The 8,311-nt window shown below is 49.3% G+C and carries 13 protein-coding genes; all 13 read left to right on the top strand.

All coding sequences use genetic code 11. The features are described 5' to 3' along the window. Window positions 1-268 (top strand): hypothetical protein (locus tag GF404_03240; GenBank protein MBD3381192.1); only part of this gene is annotated, 268 nt, incomplete at its 5' end. Between the two features lie 106 nt (window positions 269-374). After that, a complete protein-coding gene (locus tag GF404_03245) occupies window positions 375-1,604 on the top strand; it encodes an aminotransferase class I/II-fold pyridoxal phosphate-dependent enzyme (GenBank protein MBD3381193.1) in 1,230 nt (409 codons plus the stop codon). Beyond that, window positions 1,597-1,956 carry a dihydroneopterin aldolase gene (gene folB / locus GF404_03250; GenBank protein MBD3381194.1) on the top strand — a complete coding sequence of 120 codons (360 nt, stop codon included), beginning with the start codon at window positions 1,597-1,599 and terminating at the stop codon, window positions 1,954-1,956. The genes GF404_03245 and folB overlap by 8 nt, the downstream gene beginning before the upstream one ends. Window positions 1,957-1,996: 40 nt before the next feature. After that, a complete protein-coding gene (gene folK / locus GF404_03255; protein MBD3381195.1) occupies window positions 1,997-2,518 on the top strand; it encodes a 2-amino-4-hydroxy-6-hydroxymethyldihydropteridine diphosphokinase in 522 nt (173 codons plus the stop codon). After that, complete coding sequence (locus GF404_03260; protein MBD3381196.1) at window positions 2,515-3,162, top strand: AAA family ATPase; 648 nt, start codon at window positions 2,515-2,517, stop codon at window positions 3,160-3,162. The genes folK and GF404_03260 overlap by 4 nt, the downstream gene beginning before the upstream one ends. A 21-nt stretch (window positions 3,163-3,183) precedes the next feature. After that, window positions 3,184-3,990 (top strand): 3-methyl-2-oxobutanoate hydroxymethyltransferase, encoded by an 807-nt coding sequence (gene panB / locus GF404_03265; GenBank protein ID MBD3381197.1) that lies wholly within the window; start codon window positions 3,184-3,186, stop codon window positions 3,988-3,990. Window positions 3,991-4,003: 13 nt separating this feature from the next. Then, the gene (locus GF404_03270; protein MBD3381198.1) at window positions 4,004-4,852 is read left to right on the top strand and encodes a pantoate--beta-alanine ligase; all 849 of its coding nucleotides are present in this window, start codon (window positions 4,004-4,006) and stop codon (window positions 4,850-4,852) included. A gap of 1 nt (window position 4,853) precedes the next feature. After that, window positions 4,854-5,201, top strand: coding sequence for an aspartate 1-decarboxylase (locus GF404_03275; protein ID MBD3381199.1), 348 nt, complete (start codon window positions 4,854-4,856; stop codon window positions 5,199-5,201). Beyond that, complete coding sequence (locus GF404_03280) at window positions 5,201-5,947, top strand: NTP transferase domain-containing protein (protein ID MBD3381200.1); 747 nt, start codon at window positions 5,201-5,203, stop codon at window positions 5,945-5,947. Before GF404_03275 ends, GF404_03280 begins: the two co-directional genes overlap by 1 nt. 69 nt (window positions 5,948-6,016) lie before the next feature. Continuing rightward, window positions 6,017-6,538 (top strand): hypothetical protein, encoded by a 522-nt coding sequence (locus GF404_03285; GenBank protein MBD3381201.1) that lies wholly within the window; start codon window positions 6,017-6,019, stop codon window positions 6,536-6,538. Window positions 6,539-6,546: 8 nt separating this feature from the next. Then, complete coding sequence (locus tag GF404_03290) at window positions 6,547-7,362, top strand: hypothetical protein (GenBank protein ID MBD3381202.1); 816 nt, start codon at window positions 6,547-6,549, stop codon at window positions 7,360-7,362. A 29-nt stretch (window positions 7,363-7,391) separates the two neighbouring features. Next, the gene (gene rsfS / locus GF404_03295) at window positions 7,392-7,739 is read left to right on the top strand and encodes a ribosome silencing factor (protein MBD3381203.1); all 348 of its coding nucleotides are present in this window, start codon (window positions 7,392-7,394) and stop codon (window positions 7,737-7,739) included. A 101-nt stretch (window positions 7,740-7,840) separates the two neighbouring features. After that, window positions 7,841-8,311 (top strand): transcription termination factor Rho (gene rho, locus GF404_03300; protein ID MBD3381204.1); only part of this gene is annotated, 471 nt, incomplete at its 3' end.

Genomic DNA, 8,311 nt, shown 5'->3' on the forward strand with positions numbered 1-8,311 from the left:
ACAGGCCTTATCTGACCTGGCTGTTGTCGATTACGCCACTCCCGGAAGCGAGGAACTTCCTGAAAAGATCGCATCCTATCTTCCGCAGGCGCGAATCCTGGTTCTCCGCAATCATGGCGTCACGGCGGTCGGGGAAGACATGGAGGAAGCTTACCTGCGACTGGAGGCCTGCGAACATTATTCGAGGATCTGTTTTCTGGCGAATCTGGCGGGTAAACCACGTTACCTGAGCTCATCGGAGCAGGATAAACTCAGGGACCTGCTGTGAATTTAGTACCATCCAAAATCTAGAGATCATGAGAAAGCGATTGCCTTAAATAGCTTTTTTTAGCTTATTGGTTTGCATAACGGGGCCAGCTTTGCAGGGGAGATTTATGGCCGGACGAAAAATCATAGTTGAACCATCAGATACTGTTTTTCAACTGCCTGAACCGCTGGGAGGGCAGTTCGACGGCCTCAAACGCAAAGTCCGTCGCAGAAATATCGATATCATCGATCTCGGCAAAATAGATATCCGTTTCCCGGAGAGTCTCAAGGGGCTCATTAAGGTAGACAACAGCCGTGTATGGGGCAATAAACTCGAACTGAACCGTTACGAGCAAGAACTTAAAAATCTTATCTCTGAATGGCTTAAAGAGGATTACCAGGTATCGTTCGATCCGGAGCGGGAGATGCTTTTGACGACCGGGAACACGCCGGGCCTGTTTACGGCTTTCATGAGCCTTCTGGGGCGGGGCGACAAGATCATGATACCTGAACCGGCTTTTTCGCTCTACCGCAGTTGTGCCCGTACATCCGGTGCGGAAGCAGAGACCTATTCGGTCAGTGAGATAACGAATTTCCTGCCTAACCTGGAGAAGATCAAAACCGCCTTCAGTCCCAAAAACAGGGTCAGAGCGCTGTTGATAAATTACCCTCACAATCCCACTGCGCGGGGAGTCGATTTGAAATTTTACAATCGCCTGTCAGAATTCGCCCTGAAAAACAACCTGATAATTTTCGCGGATTCGGTCTATTTGGTGCATGGGTCCGCGGGCTTCTCTCATCCGATGTATCTGCAGTCGACGAATGGTCTGGCGACCGGACTGGAATTCATCACTTTTTCATTCATCTTCAACCTGCCCGATTTTAAGATCGGTGTCGCCCTGGGTCACCGGGATTTCATCTCACCCCTGGCCAGGTTTAGATCCAGTTTCAACCTTGTGCCTTCGATGTTCGATATGGAAATTGCCATGCGTTTACTTAAGGAGCGCGGTCAGGTTTTCCAGACTTTCGCGGACCTTTACAGCAACAGGCGTGAACTGGTCTACGCAGAACTGGACAGGCTGGGCTGGGAATATCTGCCATCCGGTTATGCTCCTTTCGTCTGGATTAAGCTTCCTCATCGCCGGCGGGTTTCGATGACGTTCTGCCGGATGCTTTTGAAGCGGACCGGCGTGGTACTTCTGCCGGGAACTTTCTTCGGTGAAGAAGGCGAGGGCTTTGCACGGATTTCACTGGGTCAGAGCGAGGAAGATATCAAGACAGCGTTTGAGCGGATCAACAATTACTCCAAAGTTTACAAGGCTCCCAAAAAGATCAAGCCCCGGAGGAAAAGTGGCTGACATGATCCGGTTGACAAATATGGTATTCTACGCTTATCATGGAACCTCCCCTGAAGAACGCAAAACCGGCCATCGTTTCGAAGTCGATATAGAAGTTCACAACGATCTCTCCCGTGCGGGTGAATCAGATCGTCTTGAAGACACTATTAACTATACCCGGCTTTATAACCTGACTCAGGATATCTTCACCTCGCGCACCTACAATTTGCTCGAACGGGTGGCGTATCTTCTGGCGGATAGAATCTGTGAGGAATTCAGGCCCAGAAATGTCGTCGTGCGGGTGCGCAAGATGATCCCGCCTATCCCGGGAAATCTTGATCATATCGAAGTTGTGGTGGAAAAAGGAGCTTAAAGGATTGACAGGCGGTGAGTTTCGTATTTAATTTCAGCTTATGCCCGAACATTTGTTTTATTTGAGCCTCGGTTCCAATCTGGGCCACAGGTGTAAATTTTTAGAAGAGGCGATAAATCTTATAAAAGAATCCGGTCAAATCAGGATCAAGGCTGTTTCTCCGGTCTATGAGACCGAACCGGTCGGCTTTACTGACCAGGACAGTTTTCTAAATCTGGCAGTAGCGGGTGAAAGCTGTCTTGAGCCGGATGAGCTCTTGAATGTCCTGATGGAGGTTGAATCCGCTGTCGGAAAGAAGGCAGAGTTCAAAAACGGGCCTCGCGAGATAGATATAGATATTTTGCTTTATGATGACATGATCGTTGAATCGGACAAACTACTGATACCTCATCCACGCCTGCGTAGCCGTGAATTCGCGTTGCGACCGCTTTTAAGTCTCGATCAGGGTTTGAATGATCCAAAGACGAACGTACCTTACGCCGAATACCTGGCGGAGGTTCAAGGCTCTGCCGGCGTATCCATAAGGGATGACATAGATTTCAGGCACCTCGTTAGCAAATGAAAGATCTTAACTACATAGCTATAGACGGCCCGATCGGGGTTGGAAAAACCAGCCTGACCAAGCTTCTGGCGAACCGACTCGGTGCTCATCTTATTCTGGAGGAAGCTACCGAAAATCCGTTCCTGGCTGATTTTTACAACAACCGCAAGAAGTATGCATTCCAGACTCAGATATTCTTTCTTTTGGAGCGTTATCAGCAACTCTCCAAACTGGAAAGCCATGATCTCTTTCGGCAGAAGATTGTGGCCGACTATACTTTCGAGAAGGATTGTCTGTTTGCCAAGGTCAACCTCTCGGACCGTGAATTGATCCTGTACAACAAGATCGCGGAATCCATAGCGACTGAAATCCCCCGTCCCGACCTGGTAATATTTCTTCAGGCGGCCACCGAGACACTTGTCAAGAGAATCAAGGGGCGCGGGGTGCCGTTTGAAAGAAATATAGACTATAATTATCTCGATGAACTCAACGAGGCTTATAATACATTCTTTTTTGAGTACGATGAAACACCGCTTCTGGTTGTTAAGACCGATGAGTTTGATTTCGTCAATCAGCCTGAGAATTTTGAGGAACTTTTGGAACAGATCAAAAAGCCATTGTCCGGCACTCATTATTATATACCGCCCGATTCCCTTGAACTTTGATTCGATATCGAAAGGCAGACCGTGAAATCAGATAAAATCAGCGCACCGTCATTATTGAAGAAAAAGCAGTCCGGCGAGAAAATAGTCTTTTTGACAGCTTATGATTACTATACAGCGCGCCATCTGGACAAGGCCGGAGTCGATGGTCTTTTGGTGGGCGATTCGCTCAACATGGTGGTCTACGGCCATGACAACACGCTCAACCTGCCGTTGTCGCAGATGCTCTATCATTGCGAGGCTGTCAGTCGCGGAGCACCGCGTCCGCTGGTAGTTGGTGATATGCCGTTTATGAGTTACCAGGTTGCGGTCGAACAGGCGGTTGAAAATGCCGGACGCTTCATGACGGAAGGGCGTGTGCAGGCTGTCAAGCTCGAGGGCGGTCTGGAACGTGCTGAAACCGTACGGAGAATAGTAGAAGCCGGCATACCGGTCATGGGGCATATCGGCCTGACTCCACAGTCGATTTTCAAGTTCGGCGGTTACAGGGTGCGCGGACGCCAGAAAAGAGAACAGAATTATCTGCTGGAATCAGCCCAGGCATTGCAGGAAGCGGGTTGTTTTGCAATCGTACTGGAGGCGATCAAGTCGGATATCGCGGCCCGAATTACGGAGAAACTTCAGATTCCTTCAATCGGAATCGGTGCCGGGGCAAATGTCGACGGGCAGATCATGGTAGTTAATGATATTCTGGGTATGGATGAGGAATTTTCCGCCAAGTTTGTTCGTAGATATTTCGATCTCGGTCTCAAGATCCGGGAAGTCATCGCACGCTTTGTCGAGGATGTCAAAACCGGCGACTACCCGACCGAGGATGAGAGTTACAAATAGCCATTACCCTCATATGAAAACCATTAAATCACCGAAATCTATGCAACTTTTGTCCCGCAGAACGGGTCAAACCGGTAAGTCTATCGGGCTGGTGCCGACCATGGGCGCGCTTCACAAAGGACACCTGGCCCTGGTTGAGAGGGCTTTAAAGCTGACGGACTTCGTGGTTGTGTCGATATTCGTCAACCCGACCCAGTTCGGGGCTGGTGAGGATTTCAGCCGTTATCCGCGAACTTTTTCGGCAGATAGGAAATTGCTTGCGGAACTGGGAGTCGATTCTGTATTCTCGCCTTCGGCAGATCAGCTCTATCCTGCGGATTTCGAGACTTATGTTGCGGTCGAGAAGATGTCGCAGGTATTGGAAGGAGAGTTTCGGCCGACCCATTTTCGGGGAGTGACCACGGTTGTGGCAAAGTTGTTCAATATCGTCAGGCCCGATGTTGCTGTCTTCGGGCGCAAAGATTTTCAGCAGGCGGTGGTTATAAAAAAGATGGCCCGTGACCTGAATTTCGATGTGAAAATCGTTACAGTGCCGACAGTCCGGGAGAAATCGGGGCTGGCTAAATCATCGCGCAACAAGTACTTCTCGCCGGAACAGCTCAGGCGTGCGGTTGTTCTATATGATAGCCTGAAAATGGCGGAAAAAATGATAAAAGCGGGACACAGACAGGCCTCGAAAATAAAATCGGCCATGAAACGCCGGATAAACCAGACTCCCGGAACCAGGATCGATTATATCGCTATAACTGATGAGGAATTGAATGAATTGAAGAGGCTGTCGGGAAAAATCACAATCTCTCTGGCGGTATGGCTTGACGAGGTTCGACTGATTGATAATATTAGCCTCAATCTGGGAAAATGATATGTTGATAAAGATGCTCAAATCGAAAATCCATCGCGCCACGGTTACGCAGACCGATCTGGAATATGAGGGTTCATTGACTCTCGATCGCGATCTGATCGAAGCTGGTGGTTTTTTGCCGCATGAAAAGGTGCATGTTTTCAATATCGATAATGGTGCCCGTCTGGAAACCTATATCATCGAGGGTAAACCGGGAAGCGGAGAGGTCTGTTTGAACGGCGCGGCGGCCCGTTTGGGACACAGGGGCGACAAGGTCATTATCGTCTCGTTTTGTCTTTTGACTCCGGAGGAGGCTGAGGGACATAAACCGACGATCGTGACTGTCGATAACAGTAATAAAGTCAAGTGATGAACAACCACATTGAAAATACAGCCGCGGTCGTTCTGGCGGCCGGCAAGGGCAAGCGGATGAAGTCCGACCTGCCGAAGGTTTTACATGAGATTGGAGGCAGGCCGCTGGTTTGTCATGTAGCCGACAGCCTGGTCGAGCTGGGCCTGAAGAGGGCTGTTTTCGTGGTCGGGTTCAAAAAGGAGATGGTGATTGAAGCTCTCTCCGATTATGATTATGATTTCGCTGTTCAGGATGAGCAACTCGGGACCGGTCACGCGGTTATGATGGCCAGAGATAAACTGGCTGAGTTTGAGGGTGATATCCTGGTGCTATTGGGCGATGTGCCGTTTTTACGGCCCCGGACTGTAGCCGGGCTTTTGGATGAGCATCGCAGGCGGGGGGCAGTGGCCACTGTACTGACCGCGGACCTGCCGGATCCGACCGGATATGGCCGGATTGTGCGCGCTGACAGCGGTCTGGTAAAAAAGATTGTAGAACACAAGGACGCCACCGAAAAAGAACGCCGTATTACTGAAATTAACTCCGGTACTTTCGTATTTAACAGGAAGGCTCTCTTTTCCGGACTGGATTTGATTGACAATTCCAACTCACAGGGAGAATACTATCTGACTGACCTGATGGAGATCTTTTTGAGCCAGGGCAGGATTACCGCCGCCTACAAGACCGATGATTATCGAGAGGTCTCGGGCATCAATTCCAGAGAACAGCTCGAGGAACTCAAAAAAGCTTATAATCTTAACTAAATGCTTGACAAAATTGATTAAAAATCAATTTATGATGTACGGAGCAGGGGGTTGTGAAGGAGCAATTCTATGAAAACTTTTATCTGCGCATTTTTATCAGTGTTTATAATCGCCGCATCGCTTTCGGCCCAGTCAGCTCTTGATCGTCCCAATGACGACAAGCAGGAAGTGGCCGATGCTATCGGCAAGGATCGTGTGGACAGTAAGTTTTCCCTGTTCGACCTGTCGCGTCTCGACATGAATCATTCCTATTCGATAGCCTGGTTTTCCTCGGGCGGCAAGGGTACCACCCTGGCGATGTACATGAATTCGATGACATATCAGATTTCCAGGCCGTTGACATTGCATCTCGATCTGGCCTGGGTTCATCAGCCGGGAAACCTGCTGTTCTCTGACCGGGGTACTCCCACGGATTACGGCAGTATCTACCCGAGTTTCAGTCTCGAATACAGGCCATCGGACAAATTTCATCTGGAAATAGGTTACCATTCCTATCCCGCCAGCTACAATTATAATTACTATCGTCCCTGGTATGACAGGTACGATCGGGATTGGCCCGGTTCCTTTTTCAGGGATAGTCGCGATCATTAGAACAGCCGATGCTGCGAAAGAAGAAAATACCTCCACACAAGAAGTACAGGCAGAGGACAGCCTACAAGCCGAATCGGTTTATCGATTTGACATTGATCGGGTTGTCGGCAGTTGTGGTTTTGCTTTTGGGCTCGACCGCAATTCGGTTCGTCCGCGCTGAGACCAAGGTCCTGCCACAACAGATCAGTATCGTCAGGACCCAGATCGCCAATGGATGCGGTGAATCGGGAGCCGCGGCTGATTTCGCCGAATTTATAAAAAAGCAGGGAGACGATAATTTAAAGTTCGATGTTATCGATGTCACCAATTTCTCGAATTCAGCCATGCCGCGTACCATGATCCTGATCCGTGACCCTGGTGTAGCTGTGGAGGCTGAGCGGATTGCGCGGAGACTGGGTATCGATCCCGATGATGTGGTCACTCGTGAACTGGAGGACAATTTCTTGTCGCTGGATATCACAGTGGTTGTCGGCCGGGATTACAATAAACTCAAGAGCCAGACTGCTGTCTTGAAAACAGATATCCTCAACGGTTGTGGAATCAAGGGGGCGGCCATGAAATTCGGAATCGTCTTGAAGCAGATGTCCGATGACGATATTGAATTCCTTGTCGGCGACCAGAAAAACTGGGACAGCTTCGATGTGAAAGAGAGCCTTCTCCTGGTGAAATCCAGAAAAGCGGAAAAAGTTGCCCCGCAAGTCGCAAAAGCCTTGAATATTAAAAAAGATAATGTAATATTGGATAACCCTGAGAGAAGTCCCGGCGAGGCTGATATCGCGATAGTAGTAGGTCGTGACTGGGGACACAGGCTTTCAACCAATTGATTATTCGAAAGGAGATTTAACAGGCAGAATTGGAAAACAACGCGAAGGAACTCGCCCACAAAGCAGGCGTTTGTGCCCTCGACAAACGTGCCGACGACATTAAAATCCTGGATTTACGAGACAAAACCTCCATCACAGATTATTTTGTAATATGCTCCGCCAATGCCGCCATGCAGGTGCGCGCGATCGCGGACAATATCCAGGAGACACTTGAAGGTGAAGGCCACCAGGTCTGGCATGTCGAGGGATACGAAAGCGGGCGCTGGGTTCTGCTTGATTTTGTTGATGTAGTAGTACATGTATTTCTCGATGAGGCCCGGGATTTTTACGGCCTCGAGAGATTGTGGGGCGATGCTCCGGTGGAAGTTATCGAGTAAACCTGGTCAGCTCCAAGACAACCCCCGTCATTTGGCAGAAATGTTCGCTTAATCATAGAATAAAATCTTCGTACAATCATCATAGAAAGGACCTTTAACCAATGGATATCACCGATCTGAAAAACCATACCATCTCGGATTTGCTGAAGATGGCAGAGGAGCTGGATATACCCGGCGTTTCCGGCCTGCGAAAGCAGGAATTAATCTTCAAAATTCTGGAAGCTAATACGGAAAAAGACGGGCTGATTTTCGCCGAGGGCGTGCTCGAAATTTTAGACGAGGGCTACGGTTTTCTGCGTTCACCCGACTACAACTATCTGCCCGGTCCTGACGACATCTATGTTTCGCCGTCGCAGATCAAACGTTTCGATCTCAAGACCGGGGATACGGTCAGCGGGCAGGTGCGTCCGCCCAAGGAGTCCGAGCGTTACTTTGCGCTCTTAAAGATTGAGGCGGTCAATTTCGAAAATCCGGAAATCGCCAAGCATAAGATACTGTTTGATAACCTGACCCCGCTTTACCCGCAGGACAAGTTTAAACTGGAGTTCACTGCCAAGGACTGGACCACAAGG

The sequence above is a fragment of the Candidatus Zixiibacteriota bacterium genome, assembly GCA_014728145.1.
Lineage (GTDB): Bacteria > Zixibacteria > MSB-5A5 > JAABVY01 > JAABVY01 > WJMC01.

Bases quoted from the DNA above. Each gene is read 5' to 3' on its own strand.
- GF404_03270 (MBD3381198.1), top strand. From the start codon at position 4,004: ATGAAAACCATTAAATCACCGAAATCTATGCAACTTTTGTCCCGCAGA.
- GF404_03260 (MBD3381196.1), top strand. From the start codon at position 2,515: ATGAAAGATCTTAACTACATAGCTATAGACGGCCCGATCGGGGTTGGA.
- GF404_03245 (MBD3381193.1), top strand. From the start codon at position 375: ATGGCCGGACGAAAAATCATAGTTGAACCATCAGATACTGTTTTTCAA.
- folK (MBD3381195.1), top strand. From the start codon at position 1,997: ATGCCCGAACATTTGTTTTATTTGAGCCTCGGTTCCAATCTGGGCCAC.
- GF404_03275 (MBD3381199.1), top strand. From the start codon at position 4,854: ATGTTGATAAAGATGCTCAAATCGAAAATCCATCGCGCCACGGTTACG.
- GF404_03280 (MBD3381200.1), top strand. From the start codon at position 5,201: ATGAACAACCACATTGAAAATACAGCCGCGGTCGTTCTGGCGGCCGGC.
- GF404_03285 (MBD3381201.1), top strand. From the start codon at position 6,017: ATGAAAACTTTTATCTGCGCATTTTTATCAGTGTTTATAATCGCCGCA.
- GF404_03290 (MBD3381202.1), top strand. From the start codon at position 6,547: ATGCTGCGAAAGAAGAAAATACCTCCACACAAGAAGTACAGGCAGAGG.